This window comes from Ruegeria sp. AM2 (assembly GCF_056540685.1).
Window position 1 is genome coordinate 175,011 of the sequence record NZ_JBQFXE010000004.1, and the last position, 25,269, is coordinate 200,279.

Genomic DNA, 25,269 nt, shown 5'->3' on the forward strand with positions numbered 1-25,269 from the left:
GCCAGCCCCTCGCGCTCCCCGGGATATTTTTGGCCAGATGAAGGGTGGATCCTGCTCATTTGCCGACCTTCCATGCCAGATCCTTGGGGCCGGTGCCCACGGGAGATTGGATTGGGGCGAATTCGGGTTGGCTTTGTGTGTCCGTTGGCGGGTCGGTTTTTTCCAGTTTGACCTTCAGGTCGAACCACGCGGCCTGACCAGTGATCGGGTCCGAGTTGGCCCAGCGCATACCGTCGCCCTTCGAGGGCAACAATTCGTGGATCAGGTGGTTCAGCAGGAAGCCCTTGGTGGCCTCGGGTGCGTCTTCCTGCAGCGCCCATGCGCCTTTGCGTTTGCCAATGGCATTCCAGGTCCAGACGGTGTTTTCGTTCAGCGCGGCCATCTCCATCACGGGCACGGTGATCTCGCCGTGAGGAGAGGTGACCTTGGCCCAGTCGCCGTCTTGCAACCCGCGTTCGCGCATCAGCTTGGTGGGGACGTAGAGCGGGTTGCGCCCGTGCAGTTGCCTCAGCCACGCGTTTTGGGTGCCCCATGAGTGGTACATGGCCATCGGGCGCTGGGTCAGGGCGTTGACGGTGAAGCCCTCGTTGCCTTGCTGGTCGGTCTCGTACCAAATGGGCAGAGGGTCCATGGCATCCTTGATGCGTTGTCGCAGGTGGTCGGGGGGCTGGTTCGGTCCGTGCCCTTCGGCGGCCAGTTGGAACTTGCGCATCGGCTCAGAGTACAGCTGAAACAGGTAGGGCTGCGGGCTGTCGTAAATGCCCATTCCAACGGCCCAGTCCTGATAGGCGGCGTTCCAGGGTTTGTAGTAGTCCGCGCCTTCGGGGATATGCGCGACGTAGAAGCCTCCGTTGTCGATATATCGGTTCAGTTGGTCTGGGTTGACCTCTCCGCGCCCTTCTTTGGAGCCGTCCTCGCCCCGGAACCCGGCCAGCGGGCCGATGCCGGGTTTGCGCTGGTGATTGACGATATAGTCGGCGTAGTCCTTCCACTTGGGCGTGCCATCGTCATTGGTGAAGCCCGGCAGGCTCATGCGGTTGGCGAGTTCGATCAGAACCGACTGGAAGCCGCGCACGTCGCGGTCGGGTTCGATGACGGGCCAGCGGACGGCATCTGCGGCGGCGTCGGCCTCGCAGATCGGGCGGTCCAGCAGCGAGATGCAGTCGTGCCGTTCCAGATAGGTGGTATCGGGCAGGATCAGGTCGGCATAGGCGACCATCTCGGATGAATACGCGTCCGAGTAGATGATCTTGGGGATGACATATTTGCCGTCTTCGGTCTTGGCGGACAGCATCTCCATCACGCCCTTGGTGTTCATGGAGGAGTTCCACGACATGTTCGCCATATACATGAACAGCGTGTCGATCTTGTAAGGATCTCCGGCGGCGGCGTTGGAGATCACCATATGCATCAGACCGTGGGCCGACATCGGGTTTTCCCATGTAAACGCTTTGTCGATGCGCTGGGCGTTGCCCTGATCGTCCAGCAGCAGGTCCTCGGGTCCGCGCGGGAAGCCGAGGTGAGGGCCTTCCAGCGGGCGGCCCGGGCGGCGGTCTCCGTGCGGTGTCGGGTGCGCCTCGACAGGTTTAGGGTATGGCGGTTTGAAGCGAAAGCCGCCGGGGACCTCGACCGTGCCCAGTAGGATCTGCAGCACATGCAGCGCGCGACAGGTCTGGAAGCCGTTGGCATGGGCCGAGATCCCCCGCATTGCGTGGAAGCTGACTGGGCGGCCTGTCATCTTGGAGTGCTTTTCGCCCCGGAAGTCGGTCCATTCCCGGTCAAGCTCGATGGCCTCATCAAAGGCGACGCGGGCGATTTCGGCGGCGATGGCGCGGATTTTCTGGGCCGGAATACCACAGCGCTCGGCCACGTTCTCAGGGGCGTGATCGTCCGAGAGGTATTTCTCGGCCATTTGATGGAAGACCGGGCGGTGGGTGACGCCATCCTTGTCGTAGGTGGCTGACAGATCCGGGCGCACGCCGGGTTTGTCAAAGGCGGTTGGCTCACCGGTCACACGGTCGATCACCAAAGGCTTTCCATCGGCATCGCGCAGGAACAGGCCCTTCTCGGGGCCGTCAGAGGCATTCACCAGAACCGGCGCGTTTGTGTAGCGGGCAAGGTAGTCGAGGTCGATCTTGCCAGCCTTAATCAGCACATGGATCAGCGACAGGATGAACAGCCCGTCGGTGCCCGGCGTAATCCCGACCCAATCGTCGGCCACCGCGTTGTAGCCTGACCGGATCGGGTTCACCCCGATCACGCGCGCGCCGCGCGCTTTGATTTTGCCGATGCCCATCTTGATTGGGTTGCTGTCATGATCCTCGGCCACGCCGAACAGCATGAACAGTTTTGTGTGGTCCCAATCGGGCTGGCCAAACTCCCAGAACGCACCGCCCATCGTGTAAATGCCGCCCGCAGCCATGTTGACCGAGCAGAACCCGCCATGGGCTGCATAATTCGGCGTGCCGAAATTCTGCGCCCAGAAGCTGGTGAAGGACTGCGACTGGTCGCGACCGGTGAAAAAGGCCAGTTTTTGCGGGGCGGTTTCATGCAATTCGTTCAACCAGCCAACGGCCGTGCTGATGGCTTCATCCCACTCGATTTCACGGAACTCGCCCGACCCGCGCGGTCCGACTCTGCGCAATGGTTTGCGCAGGCGCGAGGGCGCGTTGACCTGCATGATCCCGGCTGAACCCTTGGCGCAGAGCACACCTTTGTTGACGGGGTGGTCTCGATTGCCTTCGATATAGGCAACCTTGCCGTCTTTCATGTGCACATTGATCCCGCAGCGGCAGGCGCACATGTAGCACGTTGTTTTCCGAACCTCGTCCGAGACCTTGGGTGACAGGTCTAGCTTGGGCTGATGCGTCACGTTCACTCTCTCCCTGTGGCCGGTCGCTTATTACCTGAACGTGCTGGCCATTCTGAGAATTTTCGTGCCGGGCTCAAGCTTGGTTTTTTGTATTGCCGCATGGGGATGCGGAGGGGTGTGACCGGGCCTTTAAGGCCCGATCACGAAAGTTGGTTCATTGAACCTGCATATCGTCCGCTGCAATACCTGCCACGGCTACAGGCTTTTTCATCGCGTCACGGCGGAAGGGCTCGCCCAGCTCCTGATTGATCATCGCCTCGATCAGGGTGGTGATGCCGTTCTTTTGATCCTCGATGGCTTGGCTCAGGGCCGCTGTCAGCTCGTCCATCGTGCGGGCCACAACGCCTTTCAGACCACAGGCCTGCGCGATCCCCGCGTAAGAGACCTTGGTGTCCAGCTCGGTGCCCACGAAATTGTCGTCGAACCACAGGGTCGAGTTCCGCTTCTCGGCGCCCCACTGGTAGTTTCGGAACACGATCTGCGTGATCGCGGGCCATTCCTCGCGCCCGATGGCAGTCAATTCGTTGACCGCGATACCAAAGGCGCCGTCACCTGCGAAGCCTACAACCGGCACGTCCGGGCAGCCAATCTTGGCACCCATGATCGATGGCAGGCCATAGCCGCAGGGTCCAAAGAGGCCTGGGGCCAGATACTTGCGGCCTTCGTCAAAGGACGGATAGGCGTTGCCGATGGCGCAGTTATTGCCGATATCGGACGAGATGATCGCCTCTTTCGGCAGGGCGGACTGGATCGCGCGCCACGCCATGCGGGGGCTCATCCAATCGGGCTTGGCGGCGCGGGCGCGCTGGTTCCATGTGGTGCCCGGATCATCATCCTCGTGATCCATGCTGGACAGTTGCTGTGCCCATGTGGATTTCTTCTGCGCGATCTTCGCCTTCCGCTCGTCCCGGCCCGCATCGCCTGCGGTATCGCTGAGGTTAGCGAGAATGCCGTTTGCCACCTTGGCCGCATCGCCGATGATTCCGACCGAGACCGTCTTGGTCAAGCCGATCCGGTCCGGGTTGATGTCGACCTGAATGATCTTGGCATCTGCGGGCCAATATTCCATGCCATAGCCGGGCAGGGTTGAGAAAGGGTTCAGGCGAGTACCCAAGCACAGGACGACATCGGCCTCGTTGATCAGCTCCATCCCGGCTTTTGAGCCGTTATAACCCAGCGGGCCAGCAAACAGCGGGTGGCTGCCGGGGAATGCGTCATTGTGCTGGTAGCCGACGCAGACCGGCGCATCCAGACGCTCGGCCAGCGCCTTTGAGGCGTCGATACCGCCTTCGGACAGAACCACACCCGCGCCGTTGAGGATCACGGGGTTCTTGGCGTTCGACAACAAGTCAGCCGCTTGGGCCACGGCGCTTTCGCCACCCGAAGGACGCTCGAATTCCACAACCGCAGGCAGATCGACATCGATGACCTGAGTCCACATGTCGCGCGGGATGTTCAGCTGTGCGGGGGCGCTGGCACGTTTGGCCTGCATGATCACGCGGTTCAGAACCTCACATACGCGGGACGGGTCGCGGACCTCTTCCTGATAGGCGACCATGTCTTCGAACAGTTTCATCTGCTCGACTTCCTGAAAACCACCCTGACCGATGGTCTTGTTGGCCGCCTGCGGCGTGACCAGCAACAGAGGGGTGTGGTTCCAATAAGCGGTTTTGACGGCGGTGACAAAGTTGGTGATGCCGGGGCCGTTCTGCGCGATCATCATCGACATCTTGCCGGTAGCGCGGGTATAGCCATCGGCCATCATGCCGGCGCTCCCTTCGTGGGCGCAGTCCCAGAACATGATGCCTGCCTTGGGAAACAGGTCCGAGATCGGCATCATGGCCGAGCCGATGATCCCGAACGCATGTTCGATCCCGTGCATCTGCAGAACCTTAACAAAGGCCTCTTCGGTGGTCATTTTCATCTGAGTGATCTCCGCGCATGGTTGGAAAGACCGGACATTGGTGCCCTGCCGTTGCAATTGGTTTTGGCCCATGGGACCGGGCGGGGTTAGGGCCAGAAGTCACACCGGGATAGGTCCAGAAGATGTCAGTATTTTCGTATGGCCTCGGCAATCCGTTGGATTCCCGGCGCAATGCGATCCGGTGAAATCGAGGAGTAGCCAAGCCGGTAGTAATTCTTCGGCCGATTTGGGCCCGAAAAGAACGGCTCTCCCGGCTCAATATGCACGCTTTGGCCTTGCAGCGTGCGCGCCAATCGCGACGTGTCGACCCCTTCGGGCGCACGCATCCAGATCGACGACCCGCCCAACTTACCGCGCCCCGCTACGGTCAGGCCAAAGGCGGCGATGGCCTTATCCAGCGCTTCGCGCCGTTCCTGCAAGGCCTGCGACATCCGCCGAATCTGTGCATCATAGTGACCAAGCGATAGGAAATAGGCTGCCGTCCGCTGGACATGGCCGGGCGGGTGCCGCAGCACCAGCGACCGCAGCGCGCGCGCCTCGCGGATAAAGGGCTCGGACCCGACCATGTAGCCAAGGCGCAAGCCAGGAAACAGGGATTTCGAAAAGCTGCCCACATAGATCACCCGCCCGTCACGGTCCAAAGACCGCAACGCAGGCGAGGGGGCACCCAGAAACGACATCTCGAATTCATAGTCATCCTCGACGATCATCGCATCCAGTTCGCGCGCCCGTTTCAACAGGGCTTGCCTGCGGTCCATGGGCATCGTCGCGGTGGTCGGGCATTGATGGCTGGGCGTTGTGAAAATGACATCGGTGCCATCGGGAATTGCATCCGGTGGCAATCCTTCGCGATCCACCCGCAACGGGGCGACTTCACATTGGGAATGAATCAACAGGTCCCGCAACGCATAATAACATGGGTCTTCGATGGCGGCCTTGCGATCCTTGTTCAACAGAATGCGCGAGGCCAGCCACAATGCATTCTGCGCGCCCAGCGTGATCAGAATCTCTTCGGGTCGGGCGGCTATGCCGCGTCGGGGCAGGGTATGGCGAGCAATGAATTCGACCAGCAGCGGATCGTCCTGGTCCACGTAGTCACCGGTCAGCGAGTCATAGTCCTTCTGCCCCAAAGCCCGCACGGCGCACAGCCGCCAGTTGGCGTGATCGAACAGGTTGCTATCGGCCTGACCGTAGATGAACGGGTAACGGTAGCTACGCCAGTCGCTGGGCTTGGGTAAAACATCCCCGCCGGAAAACTGACGCGCCAGCGCCCGTGACCAGTCGACCGTTTCCGAACTACGCTGCATCGGCGTGTATTTTGGAGGCACCGGGGCGTTTTCCGACACGTAGTAGCCTGACCGTCCACGGGACATCAGGTAATCGTTGGCCAGCAATTCCGTATAAGCCAGCGTGACGGTGATCCGGCTGACCCCCAGATGCGTGGCAAGTTTGCGTGACGACGGGAGCTTTTCACCGACGTGAAAGCGCCCCGACAGGATGCCTTCGGCAATCATCTGTTGAATGCGCGCCTGCAACGTGCCCTGCCCGTCGCGTTCCAGAAAGAATGTATCAACTGCAATGCCCATACTCGCTTATAGGTTGGACCTAACGGATGGGCAATCTGGACTTAAGCAGCGGCGCAGTTGCCGATTGACAGGCAGACAAGAGAAAACTAAATAACTATAAATCTAGTTTAATGGAGAAGAATCATGTGGGAAACAGCGGCGGCAGGTTTCTCGGCCATGGGATCCGAGGCTCGGTTGCAAGTTCTGAAAACGCTGGTCCGGGCCGGGCAGACCGGTCTGACCGTGGGTGAGATTCAAACCCGCACCGGCATCGCGCCGTCGACGCTGGCCCATCACCTGCGGTTTCTGGCCGCCGGAGGCGTGGTCGAGCAGGAAAAGATTGGGCGCACAACGATCAATCGGGCGCGTTTCGATGAGTTGAACAGACTTGCGCAGTTTATTCTCAGCGAATGCTGCGCCGATGAAGTGGGAAAGGCCGCAAACGATGGCTGAACTGTCTCAAAACCTGCGACCGATCTCGGCAGGTGTGACCCGGTGGATCAAGACGCCCTGGGCTTTGATCGTTGCGATCCTGATTGCGGTTGCTCTTCTGGACCCCGGCAACTGGACCGACGTGGTGACCTTTGCTGGCAAAGCACTGGCCCATACGGGACAGTATATCCTGTTTGCGGTGCTGCTGCTGTCCTACCTCAAGGCGACGGGCGCCGAAGTGATGGTCGCCCGCGCCTTTGAAGGGCGGGAGACGCGGATGATCTTTCTGGCTGCGCTTTTTGGTGGACTAGCCCCATTCTGTTCCTGCGAGGTGATTCCGTTCATCGCGGGCCTGCTTGCCCTTGGCGCGCCTTTGTCGGCGGTCATGGCCTTCTGGCTCAGTTCACCGCTAATTGACCCGCCGACGCTGCTGATCACGGCGGGTGCGTTGGGATGGCCGTTTGCCATAGGTAAAGCGGTTGCCGCCGTGGCACTGGGCTTGTTTGGGGGCTTCGCGGTTCGTGGTCTGATGAAAAGCGGAGCCTTTGCGCAGCCGCTGCGGGTATACAAACCTGCCGGGTGCTGCGGCTGTGGTCCAAAGATGGATGACAAGCCGGTTTGGGCCTTCTGGCAGGAGCCCGAACGCCGCGTACGGTTCCGTTTAGAGTTTGTGCACAACGGCCTGTTCCTGCTGAAATGGCTGGCGCTGGCCTATGTGCTCGAGGCTCTGCTTGTCAGCTATGTGCCCGCCGATCTCATCGCCACGGTTGTTGGTGGAGATGGTGTGCTGCCCATCGTCATTGCCGCGTTGGTCGGGATGCCCGCTTACCTGAACTCCTACGTCGCGCCGCCATTGCTGGCAGGGCTCATGGAGCAGGGCATGACTGCGGGCGCCGCGATGTCGTTCATGGTGGCAGGTGCCGTAAGTTCGATCCCTGCGATGGCGGCGGTGTGGTCGTTGGTCAAACCAAAGGTCTTTGCGACCTATCTGGGGCTGGGTATCAGCGGAGCCATTGTCGCTGGTGTGCTGTTCCAGATGATCTGAATGAAAAACCGCCCGGTGATGCCACCGGGCGGTTTTGCTCTTTAGCTTGCTTCGCAATAGCGCGGGAGTTTGAAGCGATACCTTGCTTCACCGCTTTCAACAAAGACACGCTTTTCGACACAGGCGCTGGTGCCTACCGTCTGCGAGACCGGAGCCTCGGTCGATGTGATCGACGTCGCCGACCCATCCGGCAAACGTACCGAAGCGATCACGCCGTTGCGCAAATCGCCATTGATTGGCGTTGCTGTCAACACAGCCACAGTCATGAACGAGTCATGTTCGTGCTCGCCGCTGTCATTGAGCAGCAGCAGGGCCGCGGCCACCACGACCACTCCGCCACCGCCGATCAGAGGCAAGCCCCAGGTTTTCACGAAAGCATAGATTGAAACGGCGCGATGCGGGCCAAAAATGGCGGACAATATACTCAGCATGACGGTCTCTAAGCAAAATGCCCTGACCACTGAGGATCAGGGCAATTGGGTGATCAGGGACGTTGATCGTCTTCGTCTTCGTCGCCACCGCCTTTGGGCAGGTTGAAGAAGCTGTCCGCATCGATCATCGGCTCTTCGTCTTCCTTGTCCTCTGGGTCATCAGACAACGAGAAGGTCTCGAGCCCCTCGATGGCGGTCGGGATCTTCGGCGCGGCGTCCATTTCGAGCGACTGCTCTGTCGAGACCAGCTTGCGGCGCTCGTCATCGGACATCACACCACCTTCGGCGGCTTTCTTGGCGGCGGCTTTTTGCACGATCGCGTCCAACTCGGACTGTTTGCACAGGCCCAGAGCAACCGGATCGATCGGCTGCATGTTGGAAATGTTCCAGTGTGTCCGCTCGCGGATCGACTGGATCGTCGGTTTTGTGGTGCCCACCAGCTTGGCGATCTGGCCATCGCTGAGTTCCGGGTGGAACTTGACCAGCCACAGGATCGAGTTCGGACGGTCCTGACGCTTGGACAGCGGCGTATAGCGCGGACCACGGCGTTTTTCCTCGCCGGTTGCGGCGGGGTTGAACTTGAGCTTCAGTTTGTGCAGCGGATTGTTTTGCGCCGTGTCGATCTCGTCTTGGGTCAACTGGTTGTTGGCAATCGGGTCGAACCCTTTGACGCCAGCCGCAACATCGCCATCCGCGATCCCTTGCACTTCCAGCTCGTGCATGCCTACGAAATCCGCGATCTGCTTGAAGCTGATCGTGGTGTTGTCCACCAGCCATACGGCGGTTGCCTTGGCCATCAGGGGTTTTGCCATCAGCCCGTCTCCTTTGAATACATCTGTCCCGTCGCCGGAATTCGGCGGCCCCGTGGTCTTGGGGCAGGTTTCCGTTGTCGGGGAACTTGGCCCGTATATAGTCGCGTCAGGCAAAGAAGGGAAGAGGCGAATGCGCCAAGGGATTCTAGGGCTGGTTTGCTGGGTTCTGGGCACCGTGACCGCGCTGGCCGAAGGTGAAAGGGCGGGTGAGTTCGACTATTACGTCCTTGCGCTCAGCTGGTCTCCGAACTGGTGCGCGCGCGAAGGTGATGCGCGCGGATCAGACCAGTGCGACGTAAGGCATGATTATGGGTGGATCCTGCACGGGCTGTGGCCCCAGTTTCACCAGGGCTGGCCGTCTTATTGCCCCACGTCCAAGGCCCCACCTTCGCGCGCTATGACGCGGGAAATGGAGGATATTCAGGGCTCATCTGGGCTGGCTTGGCACCAATGGAAGAAACATGGGACCTGTTCAGGGCTTTCTGCGCCTGACTATTTTGCCCTGTCGCGTCAGGCCTATGGTGGCGTCGTTCGGCCTGAAGTGTTTCGCAAGCTGGACGGGTCGGTCAAACTGCCCGCGTCTGTCGTGGAAGAGGCGTTTTTGAAAGCGAACCCCGCGCTGGAACCCGATATGATCACTATCACCTGCAAACAAGGTTATATCGAAGAGGTCCGCTTGTGCCTGTCCCGTGACCTTGAACCCGTGCCATGCGGGCGAGACGTCATCCGCGACTGCACCGCCTCGGATGCCCTGTTCGATCCGATTCGTTAGAAACTGCCATCCTGGCATTTTTGCGCGTATTCCAGCGCTTTGGCGGTGCCTTTCAGATCAATCGCCATGACCTGCTGCCCCTCGGGATTGAAAACGGTCAACGTCTTGTTCTGGGCAATCCCGGTGACGAAACTGCGGTCCGTGAAGAACACCGTTGCGCCCGGAACGCGGTCCAGTTTGAAGCCGATTGCGGTGGCGTCAAAGCTTTTGCCGTCGAGTTCAAACCGGATCGGATAACTCTGCCCCGGCTCAATGCCGCCCCACGCCTTGTTGAAAACCGTGAAATAGCCGCGATTGTCGAGCGCGTCATACCCCAGCCGCACAACTGAGAGATCCTGATACACCGTTTGAATCAGGCAGCCGTTGCCGAGATTGGGGTCCTCCATAACGTTCCAGCCATCGACAAAGCCCTTGTCGATGAGGGCTTGGGAAAGGGCAGCGGTTGCGGTGAAGGTGGTGAGGATTAGGGCGAGGATACGGGTCATTCAGATACTCTGCACGGAGTGTGGCTCTCTTGACGATAATGACCTTTTGTCGGATTATAAAGGTCCAATTTATTTAAGAAAAATCGGTTTCTTGGCCCCCAATGAAACTATCTTCAATCATCCTGTACAGTTTTCTCGCGTATGTCATAACTGCGATTTTCCTATTCGGAGGCATCTTGCAGCCAATTGCTTTCCTCACGTTTTGGAACGATCGATTGGGTGCCCCATTCTGGCCAGCTCTGGCGTTGGCTGGCGGATTTTTGAGCTTCTTAATCTGTGTGTTGCTAAGAACACGTGGCTTCAAGACCCAGCTGACGCTGCCAGTTTTCATCGTCTTGGCTATGGCCTTCGCGACCTTTTTCGTTGGGGTTTATGCAAGCCATCTTCGCGCCCGAGAAATCAACGCCTTTGGTGCCGATTTGGAATTTAGAAACTCATTTGCGCAGACACTACGAAATGCCCCAAGAGAGTTTCAGTTTTTCTTGCACGCTGCGGCTTTGAAAGACTGTGTCCCCTATGCTTGGAGCTATCGAACAATGTCATTTTATCAACTGCCGAACAACGTTGCTATTAACGTGTTGCCGTTCGATTGGTTGGAACACTGCAATATCACCAGAAATTAGCTCGCGAATCCGTAGACTAAAATAAGTGACGCGATCAAAGCTCCTTGCGCGCCCTCAAAGCCGCCGTGATCGTCCCGTCATCCAGATAGTCCAGCTCTCCGCCAATCGGCACGCCTTGCGCCAGTGAGGTCAGGCGAACCTGTCCATCCAGTTGGTCTGCGATATAGTGGGCGGTTGTCTGGCCGTCGACGGTGGCGTTCAGGGCCAGGATCACTTCGGTGATGCTTTCTGCGACCACCCGGTCCTTGAGGCGCGGAATGCGCAGTTCGTCCGGGCCGATGCCGTCCAGCGCCGAGAGCGTACCGCCCAGAACGTGATAGCGGCCTTTGAACACGCCTGCGCGCTCCATCGCCCAGAGGTCGGCCACGTCTTCGACGACGCACAACTCTCCGGTCGCGCGGGCCTCGGCATCGCAGATGTCACAGATGTCGGTGGTGCCGACGTTGCCGCAATTCAGGCATTCTCGGGCGGTGATGGCGACCTGCTGCATGGCGTCCGACAGAGGCGTCAGCAGCAAGGCGCGTTTACGGATCAGGTGTAATACCGCGCGGCGGGCCGAGCGGGGGCCAAGGCCGGGCAGTTTGGCCATCAGGTCGATCAGGTTGTCGATGTCGCTGTTCGAACTCACGGCCTGTCCTGTTTGGTGCCCGAGGGAGCCTCCGGCGGGAGTATTTTTCAAAAAGATGAAGATTAGAACGGAAGTTTGATATCCGCCGGAAGACCCATGCTTTCGGTCAGTTTGGCCATTTCCGTCTGCGCTCGTTCCGCTGCTTTAGTTTGGGCGTCTTTGATGGCGGCGAGGATCAGGTCTTCGACAACTTCCTTGTCGTCGCCGTTGAAGATCGACGGGTCGATGTCCAGGCCCTTCAGTTCGCCTTTTGCCGTCGCGGTGGCTTTGACAAGACCGGCACCGGATTCGCCGACAACCATCAGATTGTTCAGACCTTCCTGCATTTCGGTCATCTTGGTCTGCAAATCCTGTGCGGATTTCATCATTTTGGCCATGTCGCCCAGACCGCCTAAACCCTTGAGCATTGGTATTCTCCTGCAATTCAGTTTGACGCCTAAATACGGGGGGTGCCGGTTCTGTACAAGAGGCGAGCTGCTCCTGCCGATGGTCGTGTTCCTTGTTGGGGGTTCAATCCTCCTCGAACGGGTCCCATTCTTCCTCGACCTCGGGCAGGGCTTCGGTTTCGACCTGCGCCGCGCGTTGTTCGGGGGTTTCGATCTTGGTGATCTTTGCCTTTGGGAATTGCGCAAGAACGGCCTGAACCAGCGGATGTTCGGCGGCTTCGTTCTTCAAGGCAAGCGCTGCGGCATCTTTGACCTCGGCAATCGTCGGCGCATCGCCTTCGGACACAATGGATACGGCCCAGCGGTTTCCCGTCCAGCGTTGCAGAGATGAGCCCAACCGGGCGGCCAAATCCTGAGGCGCGTGACTCGAAGGGGTGAACTCAATCCGGCCGGGTTGGTACGAGACCAACCGAACGCCACTTTCCACCTCCACCAACAGCTTAACGTCGCGATTGGCGCGGATCAGTTCGATGACGTGTTCGAATGTCGGATAGCGCGCGAGCGCGGCTTGGGTCTCCTGCGCCAGCGCGGCCGTTGGGGCACCGGCGGTGCCTCGGGGGGCCGCGCTGTAGGCCGGTTGCGGCGCGGCTGCGGTCGCGGGTGCCGCGCTGTGGACCGGCAGACCTCCTCCCGGCCCGCCGTTCGGCGGCGGAGGCGGGGCATCCTGCAACCGTTTGACCAGTTCTTCCGGGCTGGGCAGATCGGCCACATGGGTCAGGCGGATCACCGCCATTTCAGCGGCCATCATCGCGTTTGGCGCAGCCGAGACCTCTTCAAGCGCTTTCAACAGCATCTGCCACATGCGGGTCAGAACACGCATCGGAAGGGCTTCGGCCATCTGCTGACCGCGCGCCCGTTCGTCGGGGGAGACTGTGGGGTCTTCTGCGGCGTCGGGCGTGATTTTGACGACAGACACCCAATGGGTGATTTCAGCCAGATCGCGCAGGACAGACAGAGGGTCGGCCCCTTCGGCATATTGGGCGCTCAACTCAGTGAGAGCTCCTGCCGCGTCGCCACGCAGGATCATATCGATCAGGTCAAGAACCCTGCCCCGGTCGGCCAGGCCCAGCATGGCGCGCACTTGATCGGCACTGGTTTCTCCGGCACCGTGGCTGATCGCCTGATCCAGCAGCGAGGTCGCGTCCCGCGCCGAGCCTTCGGCGGCGCGCGTGATCAGTGCCAGCGCATCTTCGGCAATCTCCGCCCCTTCGGCGCCTGCGATCTTGCGCAACAGACCAATCATGTCTTCGGGCTCGATCCGCCGCAGGTCGAAACGCTGGCAGCGCGACAGGACTGTCACCGGAACCTTGCGAATCTCGGTGGTGGCGAAGATGAACTTCACATGTTCGGGCGGTTCCTCAAGCGTTTTGAGCAGCGCGTTAAAGGCGCTGGTCGAGAGCATGTGGACCTCGTCGATGATGTAGATCTTGTAGCGGGCTGAGGCGGCGCGATAGCGGACGCTATCGATGATCTCGCGGATATCGTTGACACCGGTTCGGCTGGCGGCGTCCATCTCCATCACGTCAACATGACGGCCTTCCATGATGGCGACGCAATGTTCGCATTGGCCGCAGGGCTCGGTGGTTGGCTTGCCTTCGCCATCGGGGCCGATGCAGTTCATGCCTTTGGCGATGATCCGGGCCGTGGTGGTTTTACCGGTGCCACGGATGCCGGTCATGATGAAAGCTTGCGCGATCCGGTCCGCCTCGAACGCGTTTTTCAGGGTGCGTACCATCGCGTCCTGACCGACCAGATCGGCAAAGGTTTCCGGGCGGTATTTGCGGGCAAGCACCTGATAGGCGGGACTGGATGAGTCGGTCATGTCTGCTCTGATGGATTCGTATCAGATTCGCAGCGTAGTGACCGCCGTCGTCCACGTCCACCGGGCGCGCATAGGATTTTGCTTTGGATTGTGAACTGTCGAGGCTAAAATCTGCGAATGCATTTCAGATACTGATTTTTAGTTATGTGTTTCGGGGGTGTTTCATGACTCAGCTTGTGATCTACGCTGTTCAGGTTGGCGGAGGCACTCTTGCTTTGACCTCGATGCCGGGACGTGGCGGGGATTACGCGGGCGATCTGGACTTAATTGCTGACTGGAAGCCGGGGCTTGTCATCTCGATGACCACCGAGGTCGAAATGCTGCAGGATGGGGCACCGGATTTCGGAAGCGACATTCAGGGTCGCGCCAGCCGTTGGGCGCATTTGCCGATCGAAGACTTTGGTGCCCCTTCAGCCGAAATCGACGAGCTTTGGCCCGAGATCAGTGCGGCCGTTCGCCATTCCCTGTCTGGTGGAGGTCGGGTTCTGGTGCATTGTCGCGGCGGGTGCGGGCGATCGGGCATGGTCGTGCTGAGGGTCATGGTCGAATGCGGTGAGCAACCGGACGCGGCACTGGCGCGACTGCGCAAATTGCGGCCATGCGCCGTCGAGACCGATGCCCAAATGGCATGGGCGGTCTCAACGGCCCGGGTTCCTATTCAGCCTTAACGTCAGGCGTGTGCCGGTTCTTGTGCGACCAGCGCTTTTTCCTGCTCAAGCAAGAGGACCTCGATCATCGCGCATGGCGGTGTGAGGCCCTTTGACGGGCGTGCAGTGCGTTCAGTTCCGAACATCATGTCGGCGAAGATATCCAGCGCGTCGATCTCCGCCTCAGCGTCGGTTCCGCAGAACACGCGCACCTGATCCAAATTTGCTCGGAAGCGCGCGATGCAGCCATCCGAGCAATGGGTCAGTTCAGCACTGCCGTCCAACTGAAACGCGTCATCGGTCACAGGCTTTGTCATAGCCATTCCCTGCGCCAGACCGCGGGCCATGCGGGCTAGTGCGGGGCAGGGTTGGCCTGTTCGTTGACACAGCGTTGCCGCGTAAGTGTGGGTTTTGGTCTTCCAGATCATAATGCGCCCTCCGCGCGACGGACAAAAGGCGAAAGACCGGTGTGACAGCAAGCTGACGACCTGCCCGGACACCCCGCCCGAGTTTCGGTTTTGGTTCGGATGGCAGGTCTCCTGACTTGCGGTTCAGTGCTTTGCCGACCTTCCCAACCCTACGGTCAGTGGCATTCCGGCATCGCTCTCCGCTTACAGTTGCGGGGGCAGTCGCGGCCTTGGTCCGTTTCCAGCATTGCCGGGCAGGACCGCACCGTGTTCCCTTTTCATTTCGACCTCAAACTGAGGTGCGAAAACCATCGAGTTATGGCTAGCGGCGGCACGGCATTCGAGTCAAGCGGATTGAAACACAGGACCCGAGAAAGGGGGTGTTCAGCCGAATCATGTGTTGGTTACGTTGGGTCTGCCTTGACTCACGGCGGTCGCGCATTGCGGAATAGTTGGTGAACTGATCAGTTCAGATGAGCCAGGAGGCTAGAATGTTGGACGACCAGCAAGCCGTTTTGACCCAAGACCTGCAGTTTCCATCCGGTACGGGGATGTTGTCGGGTCGGCTTTATCTGCCGATCACAGAACCGCAAACCGTCGTAGTCTTGAACAGCGCAACCGGGGTTCCGCGGGATTATTACCAGCATTTTGCCCACTGGTTGGCAGCGGAAAGAGGCATGGCCTGCCTGACCTATGATTACCGGGATTTCGGCCACTCTCTGACCGGTCGGTTAAAGGATTCACAGGTGACCATGGCCGACTGGGCGCTGGTGGATATGCCAGCCGCGCGGGCTGAGATGCGCCGCCGGTTCCCTAAAGCAGAATTGTGGAATATCGGGCATTCGGTGGGCGGAATGCTGGGTCCTGTTCAGCCGGACATCGAACAAATCGACCGGATGATTTGCGTGTGTTCAGGTATGGTCACCGTAAAGGATCACCCGTGGCCCTATCGCGCCCTTGCTGGCTTGTTTTGGTACGGCCACGCACCGTTGACCGTCCGTGCGTTAGGCTATCTGCCGGGCAAGGCGCTGGGGTTCGGCTCGGACTTGCCCGCGCGGGTTTATTGGCAATGGCGCAAATGGTGCACCTCGCCCACCAGCTATCACCCGGATATCGGTCGTACATTGCCCAAGGCTGAATGGGCGCAACGAGGCGGTCGGGTCGATTTGTTTGCCTGCGAAGATGACCAGATGGTGCCGCCCGAAGCTGTCTGGCGGCTGGCAAACCTTTACGGTCCGGATGCAAAACGCCACTTGCTAAAACCGACCGATTTCGGGCTGTCGGAAATCGGCCATATCGGCGTTTTCGCTCGCCGAAATGCGGCCGTGTGGCCCCGGCTGCTGGACCGGGACCATTGATCTTCAGTTTCGCCGTTGCGATTTCTTGTCCTGCATGACGGAACGCACCATTTTGCCAAACGCCTTGTCACGGGCGCGCGATTGCGCCACGGTTTCTGAATTGCGCTGATCTTCACGCAGCAACTTGCGCCAACGCGCAACCCGGTCGGGGTCCAACGTGCCGGACTCGATGGCGGCTAGCACCGCGCAGCCGGGTTCGGTGACGTGTTGGCAATCAGAAAACCGGCACGCTTCCGCCAGGTCCGAAATGTCCGAGAACACTTCGTCCACCCCGTCACGCGCATCCAGTAGTCGCAATGCCCGCATACCCGGCGTGTCGATCAGCCACCCGCCGTTGATCATACGGTGCAAGGACCGCGCTGTTGTTGTGTGCCGGCCTCGTGCGTCATCCTCACGAATACCGGCGGTGTCTGCGGTCTGCCCGGTCATACCGTTCGCGAGCGTTGTTTTGCCAACACCAGATGATCCGACCAGCGCTGCCGTCTGCCCGCTGGGGCACCATGCCAGAACCTGTTGGATCTCTGTGTGATCCAGCGCGTTGATGGTGAGGACCGTCACAAATTGCCCCAAGTGTTGCGCGCGTGAGGCATAGCCTCGGGGGTCAGCGCATTCGTCCGCCTTGGTCAAAACAATCACCGGATAACAGCCAGCCTGATGTGCCAACGCAAGATAGCGTTCCAGCCGGGCCAGATTGAAATCGGCATTGCACGATGAGACGATGAACAGCACATCGACATTGGCCGCAATCAACTGCTGCCCGGCACCTGTACCAGCCGCGCGGCGTTGTAGCAGACTGCGCCGGTCGAGCACGCTTTGAACGCGGGCTTGCGAGTCCGCCAGAACCCAGTCGCCAACCGCAAGAGCTCCGATTGGGTGTGACGGCGTCAGCAGAGGTGTTTCACCGTCCGGGTTTAGCCCGATCAGCCGATCTCGGTGAACGGCCGAGATACGGAATGGAATCAGCGAAGTATCCGCGACATGCTGCGCGGCAAAGAAAGTGGACCATCCAAGGTCCGTAAGCGTTTTTGACATTGTTTTGCCTGTCTTCAAATACAGCAAACCCGACAGATGGCGCGCGCGTCCGTTGGGGATGTGTTCAGGCAGTCAGTGCATTCAGAAATTCAGAACCGATCCGCCCGAAGGGGTTTTGCGACAATCATAAAAGCCCTCCTGCGGCTGGTGGTTGCAAGTGAGAGGTTGGACATCGACCCAAGCGGGGCTCGTTGTGGCTGCTTCCTTCCGGACCTGACCAGGTTGGCGAGGCGCTCGCCCGCGCCAACCTCTCAGGGGTCGATATAAGCGCCGTCTGCGAAAATGGCAACCCGTCAGAGCGTCAGTTGAATCTGCAAAAACCCGTCGGGATCTAGGCCCAGAACGTTTGGATCGTATTCCTTCAACTCGTCCAGACAGTTGCGCGCGTCAGGGCTGGTGAGCAAGGTTGCACATGCGCCGCCTAAAGGCGCGAAAGTGAAGGGTCTGGGGGCCAGCGCCAAGGGATCGCGGGGCAGGTGCCCAGTCACATAGTCGCACAAGAGGCCGTGGATCGGCAGCGACGGCAACGGGATGAGGCTGGCATCTTGGGCAATTGGGAAATGACCACCGCCATTTGCGCGAAAGTCATTCAAAGCCACAATGAAATCCTGATCAGGCGCAACCGGTTTCCCGTCAAAACAAAGCGTGCGGATGCGGGAATAACTGGGGTCTATCAGATGCCCGTCGGCATCGAACCGGGCCGGAACGGACAGGTCGATTTCGTAGCTCAAGCCATGAATGACGTCGAAATTATGCCCCGTGCGCTGCGGGTCGACCAGCGAGGTCGGGACTTCTTCTGGCAACGTGTTGAACAGCCCGGCGGACATGTCCAGCCAGTCCCGGATCTGCGCGCCCGAGGCCCGAACCGCGCGCAGTTCATTGGGAAAGACATGCAGGTCGAAAATGTGCCGAACCGAAATATCGCCGGGTGGGACATTGGTAAAATACGCAGGGCCCGCCCGTCCGCCAAACTTAGCCGGTGCTGCGGCGGACAGGACCGGCAAGCCTTCAAGCTCGGTGCCGGCCAGAAATGGACGTAGGGCGGCGGCTTGCGCTTGTGCAAGCAGGAATAGCCCGCGATCTTGGACACAAAAGCTGAAAAAGCTGTGCAGACTATGGGGAATGCGCCCGACCGGCCTTGCCACAAAGGCCCGTGTTTCGCGATGGCTGGGGGCAAACAATTCTACCATTTCAGGATCTTCTGTTATTGGTCCATTGTCTGTTGTGACCGAACGAAGCTCGGACTTGCTGCTATCGACGGTCCAGACACCCGTGCTGTCGCGCCCCAAATTTAAGTCGATGACGCCCAGATGGGACCCCGCCCAGCCTTGCATGACAACCGGTTTGCCGTGGACGCGACCCTGAACCGCGTCCACGCCAGACAGTCCTTGATGCGCCTTCCCGGGCAGGGTCAGATGAGTATGCCCTGCGATGATCGCATCAATCCCGTCGATCTCGGCCAGTGGAATGACCGCGTTTTCCAACCCGGCTTTGGGCTGATCCGGTCCCAGCCCCGAATGAGCCAGTGCTATCACCAGATCGCATCCCTTTTGCCTCAGATCCGCCGTCACTTCGTGCGCCGTAGACAAGATATCCGAAACCGTGACGCGGCCTTGCAGCCTGTGTGCCTCCCACAGGGCGGTCTGAGGCGGCAGAATGGAAAAGACGCCGATCTTTATCGGTAAAACCGCACCGTTGAACGGCAGTTCGCGGTTCAAAATGGCCTGTCGGTGCCAGAACGAGTTGCCATCGCAAAGATCCACGTTGCTGCCAATAACCGGACAGGGAATTTGGCCGACCACTTGTCCGAGGATATCCAGTCCAAAGCCAAAGTCATGATTCCCCAAACCAACCGCGTCGTAAGACAGCGCGGAAAACGCGCGGGTTATCGGATGCTGTTCGGCAGGTTGGCCCGAAGCCCACTCGCCCAGCGGATTGCCTTGCAAAAAGTCGCCATTGTCGAACAACAGCGCCAGCGCGTTGTCCCGCCGGGCCTCCTGACGCGCGTTGCGGATCAGGCTGGCCGTGCGGGTCAGGCCAATCCGAGGGTTTGGCCGATCTGCGAAATAGTCGAACCCCGTGAGGTTCATATGAAGATCAGATGTTGCCAATATACGAACGCACGCCCGGGCAACTGGCTTCTGATCATCCGAATAAATTTCTTTTTGTTTCAAATCTTCTACTTTTGGCTGTCAATGCAACTGCATCTTCACTGATAAGTGGTTCTAGTGCAATTCTGGCGATTGCGAATTTGTCTTTCACAAACAGCGCCGAAGCTCTCAATTTGGCGAATTGCCGTTGCACCAAAGACGCAGACATGGCAGCCCTTGGCGGGCAGTCAGGGAAAGCAGGTATGAAGCGCGCGGAAGAGGTCACATTTGGTGGATCCGGATTGAACCGGGCAGCGCATTTGCGCACGGATGCGAATAGACTGCGCACAGCCTGGGCTGACCCCACGGCGCGATGCGTGATGTTATGGCGCGGCAAAGTCCTTGTTCAGGGTGAGGGCCTGGATCAGCTGGCCTTGCTGCCATCGACCCAGGACGTTGTGCGGGACGGACCAAGCGGTGCGATGAATGCGCCGCTGTTTCTGGGCCTTTCAGAAGACGCCGCACCGGTCTTTGCCGTCGATATCTCGAACTGGGCGGCAGAGGGGTTGGACCTGTCGGGTGTTGGCGACTTTGTAGATCGCAGCGTCCAGCAGCATCCTGAATTGCCGAATGGGTACGTTTTTGCAGAATTGCGCCGCATCATGACCCGGTTGTCAGCGCGCGACGCTGAATTGGCGGCAACGGCCAAGGCTGTTATCGGCTGGCACGAAACGCATGGCTTCTGCGCGCGGTGCGGCTCGGCCAGCGACATCGCGCAAGGGGGGTGGCAACGTGTTTGCTCCGCATGTGGTGGCCAACATTTTCCAAGAACGGACCCGGTTGTGATCATGTTGATTACGCATGGAGATTCCGTGCTGATGGGCCGATCTCCGGGATGGCCCGAAGGGATGTTCTCACTTCTTGCGGGCTTTGTCGAGCCCGGCGAGACGATTGAGGCCGCAGTGCGGCGCGAGGTGATGGAAGAGGCGGGCGTGCCGGTAGGCGCGGTGAATTATCTGGCCAGCCAACCCTGGCCGTTCCCTGCGTCGCTGATGATCGGATGCGCGGGCGAGGCCCTGTCGCGTGACATCAAGATTGATCCGGTTGAAATAGAAGACGCGATTTGGGTGGGAAAGTCCGAGATGATGCAGGCCTTTGCCGGAGAACATCCAGGGATTTTGCCCGCAAGACCGGGTGCCATTGCGCATTTTTTGCTGCGCCATTGGCTTGCTGATACGCTGGACTGAGGAACAGAGGCCCAAACGGGGCGACGAAAAGAAGAGCATGCAATTTGTAGCCCGCGAAGATATCGAAGCACCAGTCGACACTGTCTTTGGCATGGTCGCCGATTTTGAACGTTTTGAACGAATGGCGATGCGGCGCGGCATCGATGTGCGGCGACTGGATGGGCCGGCATCTCCGGGGCCCGGTACCACCTGGGAAACCGAACTTAAGATCCGCGGCAAACCCCGTCAGATATCGATTGTCATGACGGATTTTGAACACCCGACCATCTTGCGCTTTCAATCCAGCAGCAAGGGTATGAACGGGGATACAGCGATTGAGCTTCTGGCGCTGTCCCAGCGCCGCACCCGCCTGAGCGTTCAGATGTCACTGGCGGCCAAGACACTTCCCGCCAGACTGTTGCTTCAGTCACTCAAACTGGGCCAAGCTCGCTTTCGTCGCCAGTTTCAAGTCCGCCTGAGCGACTTTGCGCGAGAACTGGAAGACCGCCATTTGCATGGGTTTTGAAAGAGGGTTCTGATGACATCCATCCTGCACCGTGTCGCGACAGCGTCGGACGCCGATGGCATAGCTTCGGTTCTAGCGGCCTTGATCGCCGCCGGAAAGCGCACCAAACCCAGCGACGAGAGTTTTGCGTTGTCGCACTACATTCAAGCTCCGCACCGTATTCGCTGTACGGTTGCGGTAGGCCCTGATCGCGAGGTTTTGGGATTTCAGTCCCTCAAGCATGCAACGCCCGGCAACCCATACGGAGTTGCGGTTGATTGGGGGATTATCGGAACACACATTAAACCGACGGCGGCGCGGTGTGGAGTAGGGCGGGAATTGTTCAGGCATTCTTTGACTGCCGCCAAACAGGCCGGATTATTGGCCATCGATGCAACGATCGGCGTTAACAATTGCGAGGGCCTTGCCTACTACGAGGCTATTGGGTTCCGGGAATACCGCAGAATGGATGGAAGCATTTGCAAGGCGTACAGATTGTGCAACTAGACTCTATGATGGTTGCCCATTTTGCGCACAAATCGGCAGTGCATTTGGTATGTCAGAAATCCTAACCCCTTGAATGCGCCGCTGGATACACTCCCAAGATTTCCACATTCGTTGTGAAATGCTCCAGTTCGTCCAAAGCCAGTTTCACGTTCTGATCCTCAGGATGGCCGACGATATCGGCGTAAAACTGGGTTGCGGTAAAGGACCCGTCGACCATGTAACTTTCCAGCTTGGTCATATTGACGCCATTGGTGGCAAACCCGCCCATGGCTTTGTAAAGCGCGGCCGGAATGTTGCGGACCTGGAAAACAAAGCTGGTGATCATGCCATGTGCGCCACGGCGCGACATGTCGGCGTCACGTGACATCACCAGGAAGCGGGTGGTGTTGTCGTCCTGATCCTCGATATGGCGGGCCAGTACGTTCAGGTTGTAGATCTCGGCAGCAAGTTCGCTGGCCAAAGCCGCCGAATGCAGATCGCCCTGTTCCGCCACCTCGCGTGCGGCGCGGGCATTGTCGGGGCTGACGCGTCCGCGAATGCCGTGCTGTTTCAGAAAACCTGCACATTGCGGCAACAGAACCAGATGAGAATGCGCCTCGGTCACGTCGTCCAGCGTGGCACCGGGAACGCCCAGCAAGTTGATGTGAACGCGCACAAAAGCCTCGTCAATGATGTGCAGGCCGCTGTGGGGCAGCAGACGGTGGATGTCGGCAACGCGGCCATAGGTCGTGTTTTCGACCGGCAGCATCGCCAGATCAGCCGCGCCAGAGCGCACCGATTCGATCACGTCTTCGAATGTGCGGCAGGCCAACGCCTCCATATCGGGGCGCGCATTCCGACAAGCCTCGTGGCTATAGGCGCCGGGTTCTCCCTGAAATGCGATACGTTGGGTCATTTGGTCGATTCCATGCAACAAGTTCTAAGATTGGGCGTTTAGTCGCGGTGTCTATACCTTGCCTCTTGTCAGGGGAAGCCTTAGACACCCCGCAGACAGCTGAAATGGACTCGCGATCAATGTTCGACACGATGACAGTTACCAAGGCCGCAGCAGGCCTGTTTGGCACCTTCCTGGTGCTGCTTCTGGCCAAATGGGGTGCCGAGGCGCTTTATCACGCCGATGGCCATGGCGAGACCGCCTCGTACATCATCGAAACCGATAGCGCAGGCGAAAGCGCAGACGGCGAAGAGGTGGTTTTCGAAGACATGTTGGCCGCTGCGGACCCTGAAAAGGGCGCGCGCGTGTTCCGTAAATGCACCGCATGTCACAAGCTGGAAGACGGCGCGAACGGCACTGGCCCGTATCTTTACGCGATTGTCGACCGCCCGGTCGCTTCGGCCAAGGGGTTCACCGGATATTCTGCAGCGATGCAGGCCCATGGCGGCAACTGGACACCCGAAGCGCTGGATGCGTTCCTGACACGCCCAAGCGCCTATATCTCGGGTACCTCGATGAGCTTCGCCGGTCTGAAAAAACCGCAGGAACGGGCCGACCTGATCGCCTATCTTCAGACCATCGGCAACTGATCTGCCGGTCAGAACTGAAATTTTCGGGTCGCTGCTATGTGCAGCGGCCCTTTTTTTGTCTAAGCAGAACTTCACAAACCGTTCACGCATTCTAAACTTGCACCTGACAGTGCTGGCCTTTTAGCAGGCGCGCACGAGATACAGGGTAACGCAAACCGCAGGAGAGGCAGCAATGGCGAAAAAAGGTTCACCAAACTTTAGGTTTGACGTAGACCGCAGAACCACGCTGCAATTGCTGGGGGCGAGCGCTGTGACGGCCTCAATGCCTGCGGCCGCAAGTTTTGCCGCAGGTGTCGAAGAAGAAGAGATCATTCGCGCCCATGGCTACTCGTTCTTTGGCGATCTGAAATATCCTGCTGACTACACACATTTCGACTATGTGAACCCCGACGCCCCGGTCGGTGGCGAGATTTCTGTAAGCACGCGCGGCACGTTTGACGGGATGAACCGTTGGAACTGGCAAGGCAAATCCGGGCTGTATTCCGGGCTGGTCGCAGAAGGCATGTTCGGGGATGGCCCGTTTGGTACTGCGACTCCGGCGGACTCAATCACCGAACAATACGGGTTGATTGCTGAAGCGGTCGAGTATCCGGTCTCAAAACGCTGGTGTATCTTCCACATGCGCCCCGAGGCGCGGTTTGCGGATGGCACCCCGCTGACTGCGCATGATGCAGCGTTTACCCATGACCTGTTTCTTGAACAGGCGATCCGTAGCTATTCGCGCGCCGTCAAGCAGCGCATTGAAGGCTATGAGATCATTGACGACCACACGATCAAGTACAACTTTGTCGATGGGATTTCGCGTCGTTCATTGATTTCTCAGGTCGGCAACACGCCGGTGTTCTCGAAAGACTGGTACGAAAGAACCGGAGAGCGCCTGGACAAGCAAAGCTGGAACACACCGATGGGTAGCGGACCTTATGTCGTCGACAGCTATGAGGCCAACCGGTTTGTTTTGTACAAGCGCAATCCCGATTACTGGGGCTGGCACCTACCGATCAACAAGGGCCGTCACAATTTTGACCGGGTGAAAGTCGAGTATTTCGCCGATGATGCGGCTGAGTTCGAGGCGTTCAAAGCGGGGCTTTACACCTTCCGCGCGGAAGGCAGCACCAAGAAATGGGCCACGGGCTATGATTTTCCGGCGGTGCAAAAGGGCTATGTCAAGCTTGAGACCATTGCGGACTATACGCCCCCGTCGCCGTCGGGGTTCGTGTTCAACCTGCTGCGTGATCCTTTCACAGATGTCAAAGTGCGCGAGGCGCTGGGACTGGCGTTCAATTTCGAATGGACTTCGGCATCATTGCAGTTCGGTCTGACGACACAGCGCCACTCGTTCTCGGAAAACTCCGATGTTCAGGCCAGCGGCGTGCCAGAAGGGGCTGAAAAGGCGTTTTTGGAAAGCCTCGGCGATGTTGTCCCTGCCGAACTCATGACGCAAGAAGCTGTCATGGCCCACAGTTCCAATCCGGATCGTCCGGTGGATCGGCGAAACAAGCGCAGGGCACTTAAACTGTTTGAAGAGGCCGGCTGGACCGTCGACAGCGCGGGCAAGCTGCGCAATGCGGACGGCGAGTTGATGCAATTCAAGATCATGCTATCCGGCGCGTCGTCTGACACGGTGGAAGCGATCATCACGACTTATGTCGAGACATTGAAGAATTTCGGTGTCACGGCTGACTCGGAAAAGGTCGACACCGCGCAATACACTCAGCGGTACTACGACAAAGACTGGGACATGATGTTCTTCCGCAACCAGCCGTTTGAGGTGGCCAGTACCGGGTTGAAACAGTCCTATGGGTCGGAAACGGCCGTTGTCTCGTCTTACAACCCGCAATCGCTTCAGGATCCGCTGATCGACGCGATCATCGAGGCATCTTTGAACACGACATCGCGCGAAGAAGAAATCGCGGCACTCAAGGCGCTTGACCGGGCCTTGCGCTTCCGCCGCATCCAGATTCCGGCGGGTTACGTGGCCGAGAACTGGGTTGCCTATTACGATATGTTCGAACACCCGCCGGAATTGCCGCCACGGGGGCTTGGCTATCTGGACTTTTGGTGGTTCAACGAAGAAAAGTACGAAGCCCTGAAAGCCGCCGGCGCGTTGAGGTAAAAC

Annotated in this window: 24 protein-coding genes, 1 other RNA gene and 1 riboswitch; of the genes, 11 read left to right on the forward strand and 14 right to left on the reverse strand. The window is 59.0% G+C overall.

Annotated features, from left to right (window positions below):
• Positions 1-55: 55 nt before the first annotated feature.
• From ACR0CR_RS11230 to pdxR, 3 genes are all read right to left on the reverse strand, one after another.
• A complete protein-coding gene (locus ACR0CR_RS11230; RefSeq protein ID WP_480599014.1) occupies positions 56-2,872 on the reverse strand; it encodes a molybdopterin oxidoreductase family protein in 2,817 nt (938 codons plus the stop codon).
• Positions 2,873-3,026: 154 nt separating this feature from the next.
• Positions 3,027-4,796, reverse strand: a complete 1,770-nt coding sequence (xsc, locus tag ACR0CR_RS11235; RefSeq protein WP_480599016.1) for a sulfoacetaldehyde acetyltransferase — start codon at positions 4,794-4,796, stop codon at positions 3,027-3,029.
• A gap of 125 nt (positions 4,797-4,921) precedes the next feature.
• Positions 4,922-6,382: a MocR-like pyridoxine biosynthesis transcription factor PdxR gene (gene pdxR / locus ACR0CR_RS11240; RefSeq protein ID WP_480599018.1), complete on the reverse strand. Its 1,461-nt coding sequence runs from the start codon at positions 6,380-6,382 to the stop codon at positions 4,922-4,924.
• 123 nt (positions 6,383-6,505) lie between these two features.
• Between pdxR and ACR0CR_RS11245 the strand changes: the two genes are divergently transcribed.
• Positions 6,506-6,814, forward strand: coding sequence for an ArsR/SmtB family transcription factor (locus tag ACR0CR_RS11245; protein WP_480599020.1), 309 nt, complete (start codon positions 6,506-6,508; stop codon positions 6,812-6,814).
• The gene (locus ACR0CR_RS11250; RefSeq protein ID WP_480599022.1) at positions 6,807-7,838 is read left to right on the forward strand and encodes a permease; all 1,032 of its coding nucleotides are present in this window, start codon (positions 6,807-6,809) and stop codon (positions 7,836-7,838) included. The genes ACR0CR_RS11245 and ACR0CR_RS11250 overlap by 8 nt, the downstream gene beginning before the upstream one ends.
• A gap of 41 nt (positions 7,839-7,879) precedes the next feature.
• Here ACR0CR_RS11250 and ACR0CR_RS11255 read toward each other — a convergent pair whose 3' ends face one another.
• Both ACR0CR_RS11255 and ACR0CR_RS11260 read right to left on the reverse strand, forming a co-directional pair.
• Positions 7,880-8,269, reverse strand: coding sequence for a hypothetical protein (locus ACR0CR_RS11255; RefSeq protein ID WP_480599024.1), 390 nt, complete (start codon positions 8,267-8,269; stop codon positions 7,880-7,882).
• Between the two features lie 53 nt (positions 8,270-8,322).
• The gene (locus tag ACR0CR_RS11260) at positions 8,323-9,081 is read right to left on the reverse strand and encodes a DUF1013 domain-containing protein (RefSeq protein WP_480599026.1); all 759 of its coding nucleotides are present in this window, start codon (positions 9,079-9,081) and stop codon (positions 8,323-8,325) included.
• Positions 9,082-9,211: 130 nt separating this feature from the next.
• Between ACR0CR_RS11260 and ACR0CR_RS11265 the strand changes: the two genes are divergently transcribed.
• Entirely contained in the window at positions 9,212-9,853 is a 642-nt protein-coding gene (locus ACR0CR_RS11265; RefSeq protein WP_480599028.1) for a ribonuclease T2 family protein, read from the forward strand.
• Here ACR0CR_RS11265 and ACR0CR_RS11270 read toward each other — a convergent pair.
• Entirely contained in the window at positions 9,850-10,338 is a 489-nt protein-coding gene (locus ACR0CR_RS11270) for a hypothetical protein (RefSeq protein WP_480599030.1), read from the reverse strand. The two genes, ACR0CR_RS11265 and ACR0CR_RS11270, sit on opposite strands and share 4 nt — an antisense overlap.
• Before the next feature lie 176 nt (positions 10,339-10,514).
• Here ACR0CR_RS11270 and ACR0CR_RS11275 point away from each other — a divergent pair, with 176 nt between their 5' ends.
• Positions 10,515-10,961: a hypothetical protein gene (locus tag ACR0CR_RS11275; protein ID WP_480599032.1), complete on the forward strand. Its 447-nt coding sequence runs from the start codon at positions 10,515-10,517 to the stop codon at positions 10,959-10,961.
• A 34-nt stretch (positions 10,962-10,995) separates the two neighbouring features.
• On the opposite strand, the gene recR is transcribed toward ACR0CR_RS11275, so the two are convergent.
• The 3 genes from recR to ACR0CR_RS11290 all read right to left on the reverse strand — a co-directional run bounded on the left by recR (position 10,996) and on the right by ACR0CR_RS11290 (position 13,857).
• On the reverse strand, positions 10,996-11,589 hold the full coding sequence (recR, locus tag ACR0CR_RS11280) for a recombination mediator RecR (RefSeq protein ID WP_480599034.1): 594 nt from the start codon (positions 11,587-11,589) through the stop codon (positions 10,996-10,998).
• Between the two features lie 62 nt (positions 11,590-11,651).
• Positions 11,652-11,996 (reverse strand): YbaB/EbfC family nucleoid-associated protein, encoded by a 345-nt coding sequence (locus ACR0CR_RS11285; RefSeq protein ID WP_480599036.1) that lies wholly within the window; start codon positions 11,994-11,996, stop codon positions 11,652-11,654.
• A gap of 103 nt (positions 11,997-12,099) precedes the next feature.
• On the reverse strand, positions 12,100-13,857 hold the full coding sequence (locus ACR0CR_RS11290; RefSeq protein ID WP_480599038.1) for a DNA polymerase III subunit gamma/tau: 1,758 nt from the start codon (positions 13,855-13,857) through the stop codon (positions 12,100-12,102).
• 164 nt (positions 13,858-14,021) lie between these two features.
• On the opposite strand from ACR0CR_RS11290, the gene ACR0CR_RS11295 reads away from it, so the two are divergent.
• Positions 14,022-14,525 carry a protein-tyrosine phosphatase family protein gene (locus ACR0CR_RS11295; protein WP_480599040.1) on the forward strand — a complete coding sequence of 168 codons (504 nt, stop codon included), beginning with the start codon at positions 14,022-14,024 and terminating at the stop codon, positions 14,523-14,525.
• Between the two features lie 2 nt (positions 14,526-14,527).
• Here ACR0CR_RS11295 and ACR0CR_RS11300 read toward each other — a convergent pair whose 3' ends face one another.
• A complete protein-coding gene (locus ACR0CR_RS11300; protein WP_480599042.1) occupies positions 14,528-14,932 on the reverse strand; it encodes a hypothetical protein in 405 nt (134 codons plus the stop codon).
• Between the two features lie 84 nt (positions 14,933-15,016).
• A riboswitch (cobalamin riboswitch) is annotated at positions 15,017-15,239 on the reverse strand.
• Positions 15,240-15,402: 163 nt separating this feature from the next.
• On the opposite strand from ACR0CR_RS11300, the gene ACR0CR_RS11305 reads away from it, so the two are divergent.
• Positions 15,403-16,269 carry an alpha/beta hydrolase family protein gene (locus tag ACR0CR_RS11305; protein WP_480599043.1) on the forward strand — a complete coding sequence of 289 codons (867 nt, stop codon included), beginning with the start codon at positions 15,403-15,405 and terminating at the stop codon, positions 16,267-16,269.
• A gap of 3 nt (positions 16,270-16,272) precedes the next feature.
• Here the strand turns inward: ACR0CR_RS11305 and rsgA are convergent, their stop codons facing one another.
• From rsgA to ACR0CR_RS11320, 3 genes are all read right to left on the reverse strand, one after another.
• On the reverse strand, positions 16,273-17,301 hold the full coding sequence (rsgA, locus tag ACR0CR_RS11310) for a ribosome small subunit-dependent GTPase A (protein ID WP_480599045.1): 1,029 nt from the start codon (positions 17,299-17,301) through the stop codon (positions 16,273-16,275).
• Between the two features lie 155 nt (positions 17,302-17,456).
• Positions 17,457-17,555: signal recognition particle sRNA small type (gene ffs, locus ACR0CR_RS11315), an RNA gene on the reverse strand.
• A gap of 39 nt (positions 17,556-17,594) precedes the next feature.
• The gene (locus ACR0CR_RS11320) at positions 17,595-19,475 is read right to left on the reverse strand and encodes a bifunctional 2',3'-cyclic-nucleotide 2'-phosphodiesterase/3'-nucleotidase (protein ID WP_480599047.1); all 1,881 of its coding nucleotides are present in this window, start codon (positions 19,473-19,475) and stop codon (positions 17,595-17,597) included.
• A gap of 179 nt (positions 19,476-19,654) precedes the next feature.
• Here ACR0CR_RS11320 and nudC point away from each other — a divergent pair, with 179 nt between their 5' ends.
• Genes nudC through ACR0CR_RS11335 form a run of 3 tightly spaced genes read left to right on the forward strand, consistent with a single transcriptional unit; the run spans position 19,655 to position 21,629 of the window.
• Positions 19,655-20,638: an NAD(+) diphosphatase gene (gene nudC, locus ACR0CR_RS11325; RefSeq protein WP_480599049.1), complete on the forward strand. Its 984-nt coding sequence runs from the start codon at positions 19,655-19,657 to the stop codon at positions 20,636-20,638.
• A 37-nt stretch (positions 20,639-20,675) separates the two neighbouring features.
• Complete coding sequence (locus tag ACR0CR_RS11330; protein ID WP_480599051.1) at positions 20,676-21,143, forward strand: SRPBCC family protein; 468 nt, start codon at positions 20,676-20,678, stop codon at positions 21,141-21,143.
• Positions 21,144-21,155: 12 nt separating this feature from the next.
• Positions 21,156-21,629, forward strand: a complete 474-nt coding sequence (locus ACR0CR_RS11335) for an N-acetyltransferase family protein (protein WP_480599053.1) — start codon at positions 21,156-21,158, stop codon at positions 21,627-21,629.
• 61 nt (positions 21,630-21,690) lie between these two features.
• On the opposite strand, the gene ACR0CR_RS11340 is transcribed toward ACR0CR_RS11335, so the two are convergent.
• Positions 21,691-22,524: a prephenate dehydratase gene (locus tag ACR0CR_RS11340; protein ID WP_480599055.1), complete on the reverse strand. Its 834-nt coding sequence runs from the start codon at positions 22,522-22,524 to the stop codon at positions 21,691-21,693.
• Positions 22,525-22,643: 119 nt separating this feature from the next.
• On the opposite strand from ACR0CR_RS11340, the gene ACR0CR_RS11345 reads away from it, so the two are divergent.
• A complete protein-coding gene (locus ACR0CR_RS11345) occupies positions 22,644-23,153 on the forward strand; it encodes a c-type cytochrome (protein WP_480599126.1) in 510 nt (169 codons plus the stop codon).
• Between the two features lie 172 nt (positions 23,154-23,325).
• Entirely contained in the window at positions 23,326-25,266 is a 1,941-nt protein-coding gene (locus tag ACR0CR_RS11350) for an extracellular solute-binding protein (protein WP_480599057.1), read from the forward strand.
• Positions 25,267-25,269: the final 3 nt, after the last annotated feature.

Excerpts from the sequence above, each read along its gene's own strand:
- ACR0CR_RS11295 (WP_480599040.1), top strand. The coding sequence starts at position 14,022 with ATGACTCAGCTTGTGATCTACGCTGTTCAGGTTGGCGGAGGCACTCTT.
- ACR0CR_RS11270 (WP_480599030.1), bottom strand. The coding sequence starts at position 10,338 with ATGACCCGTATCCTCGCCCTAATCCTCACCACCTTCACCGCAACCGCT.
- ACR0CR_RS11265 (WP_480599028.1), top strand. The coding sequence starts at position 9,212 with ATGCGCCAAGGGATTCTAGGGCTGGTTTGCTGGGTTCTGGGCACCGTG.
- ACR0CR_RS11345 (WP_480599126.1), top strand. The coding sequence starts at position 22,644 with ATGTTCGACACGATGACAGTTACCAAGGCCGCAGCAGGCCTGTTTGGC.
- pdxR (WP_480599018.1), bottom strand. The coding sequence starts at position 6,382 with ATGGGCATTGCAGTTGATACATTCTTTCTGGAACGCGACGGGCAGGGC.
- ACR0CR_RS11245 (WP_480599020.1), top strand. The coding sequence starts at position 6,506 with ATGTGGGAAACAGCGGCGGCAGGTTTCTCGGCCATGGGATCCGAGGCT.
- ACR0CR_RS11350 (WP_480599057.1), top strand. The coding sequence starts at position 23,326 with ATGGCGAAAAAAGGTTCACCAAACTTTAGGTTTGACGTAGACCGCAGA.
- ACR0CR_RS11330 (WP_480599051.1), top strand. The coding sequence starts at position 20,676 with ATGCAATTTGTAGCCCGCGAAGATATCGAAGCACCAGTCGACACTGTC.
- ACR0CR_RS11300 (WP_480599042.1), bottom strand. The coding sequence starts at position 14,932 with ATGATCTGGAAGACCAAAACCCACACTTACGCGGCAACGCTGTGTCAA.
- xsc (WP_480599016.1), bottom strand. The coding sequence starts at position 4,796 with ATGAAAATGACCACCGAAGAGGCCTTTGTTAAGGTTCTGCAGATGCAC.
- ACR0CR_RS11255 (WP_480599024.1), bottom strand. The coding sequence starts at position 8,269 with ATGCTGAGTATATTGTCCGCCATTTTTGGCCCGCATCGCGCCGTTTCA.
- rsgA (WP_480599045.1), bottom strand. The coding sequence starts at position 17,301 with ATGTCAAAAACGCTTACGGACCTTGGATGGTCCACTTTCTTTGCCGCG.
- nudC (WP_480599049.1), top strand. The coding sequence starts at position 19,655 with ATGAAGCGCGCGGAAGAGGTCACATTTGGTGGATCCGGATTGAACCGG.
- ACR0CR_RS11285 (WP_480599036.1), bottom strand. The coding sequence starts at position 11,996 with ATGCTCAAGGGTTTAGGCGGTCTGGGCGACATGGCCAAAATGATGAAA.
- ACR0CR_RS11260 (WP_480599026.1), bottom strand. The coding sequence starts at position 9,081 with ATGGCAAAACCCCTGATGGCCAAGGCAACCGCCGTATGGCTGGTGGAC.
- ACR0CR_RS11290 (WP_480599038.1), bottom strand. The coding sequence starts at position 13,857 with ATGACCGACTCATCCAGTCCCGCCTATCAGGTGCTTGCCCGCAAATAC.
- ACR0CR_RS11305 (WP_480599043.1), top strand. The coding sequence starts at position 15,403 with ATGTTGGACGACCAGCAAGCCGTTTTGACCCAAGACCTGCAGTTTCCA.
- ACR0CR_RS11250 (WP_480599022.1), top strand. The coding sequence starts at position 6,807 with ATGGCTGAACTGTCTCAAAACCTGCGACCGATCTCGGCAGGTGTGACC.
- ACR0CR_RS11340 (WP_480599055.1), bottom strand. The coding sequence starts at position 22,524 with ATGACCCAACGTATCGCATTTCAGGGAGAACCCGGCGCCTATAGCCAC.
- ACR0CR_RS11335 (WP_480599053.1), top strand. The coding sequence starts at position 21,156 with ATGACATCCATCCTGCACCGTGTCGCGACAGCGTCGGACGCCGATGGC.